Raw genomic sequence first — 1,099 nt, 5'->3', positions numbered from 1 at the left:
GTACGGCCGCCTTCGCGGATAGCGAAGCGCAGACCTTCTTCCATGGCGATGGGGGCGATCAGCTTGACGGTGATCGACACGTTATCGCCAGGCATCACCATTTCCTTGTCGGCGGGCAGCTCGATGGAGCCGGTCACGTCGGTCGTGCGGAAATAGAACTGGGGACGGTAGTTGTTGAAGAACGGAGTGTGGCGGCCACCTTCGTCCTTGGACAGCACGTACACCTCAGCCGTGAAGTGGGTGTGGGGCTTGATGGAGCCGGGCTTGCACAGCACTTGGCCGCGTTCCACGTCTTCACGCTTGGTGCCGCGCAGCAGCAGGCCCACGTTGTCGCCAGCCTGGCCTTGGTCCAGCAGCTTGCGGAACATTTCCACGCCGGTGACGATGGTCTTCTGGGTGTCGCGGATACCGACGATTTCGATTTCTTCGCCGACCTTGATGATGCCGCGCTCAACGCGACCGGTCACCACGGTGCCACGGCCGGAGATCGAGAACACGTCTTCCACGGGCATTGCGAAGGCACCGTCCACAGCGCGCTCGGGCGTGGGGATGTAGGTGTCCAGGGCTTCAGCCAGACGCAGGATGGCGGGCTCGCCCTTGTCGCTTGCGTCACCTTCCAGGGCCAGCTTGGCCGAGCCGCGGATGATGGGGGTGTCGTCGCCGGGGAAGTCGTACTTGGCCAGCAGCTCGCGCACTTCCATTTCGACCAGCTCCAGCAGCTCTTCGTCGTCCACCATGTCGCACTTGTTCAGGAACACGATGATGTAGGGCACGCCCACCTGACGAGCCAGCAGGATGTGCTCGCGGGTCTGGGGCATCGGGCCGTCAGCGGCCGAGCACACCAGGATAGCGCCGTCCATCTGAGCAGCGCCGGTGATCATGTTCTTGACGTAGTCGGCGTGGCCGGGGCAGTCAACGTGAGCGTAGTGGCGGTTGGCCGTTTCGTACTCGACGTGGGCGGTGTTGATCGTGATGCCGCGGGCCTTTTCTTCAGGTGCTGCGTCGATCTGGTCGTAAGCCTTGGCTTCGCCGCCGAACTTCTTGGACAGAACGGTGGCGATGGCAGCCGTCAGGGTCGTCTTGCCGTGGTCCACGTGAC

General features: G+C 63.2%; 1 protein-coding gene. It reads right to left on the bottom strand.

The genetic code is table 11. From position 1 onward, the window contains the following. On the bottom strand, positions 1–1,099 hold a 1,099-nt coding region (tuf, locus tag ACF8ME_RS25185; protein ID WP_392418666.1), incomplete at both ends, for an elongation factor Tu.

Origin of the sequence: Delftia sp. WSY_7 (assembly GCF_043104845.1) — a bacterium.
Classification (GTDB): Bacteria; Pseudomonadota; Gammaproteobacteria; order Burkholderiales; family Burkholderiaceae_C; genus Comamonas; species Comamonas tsuruhatensis.
Note: the sequence above shows the minus strand (reverse complement) of the source record. Positions and strands in the feature narration are given on the sequence as shown.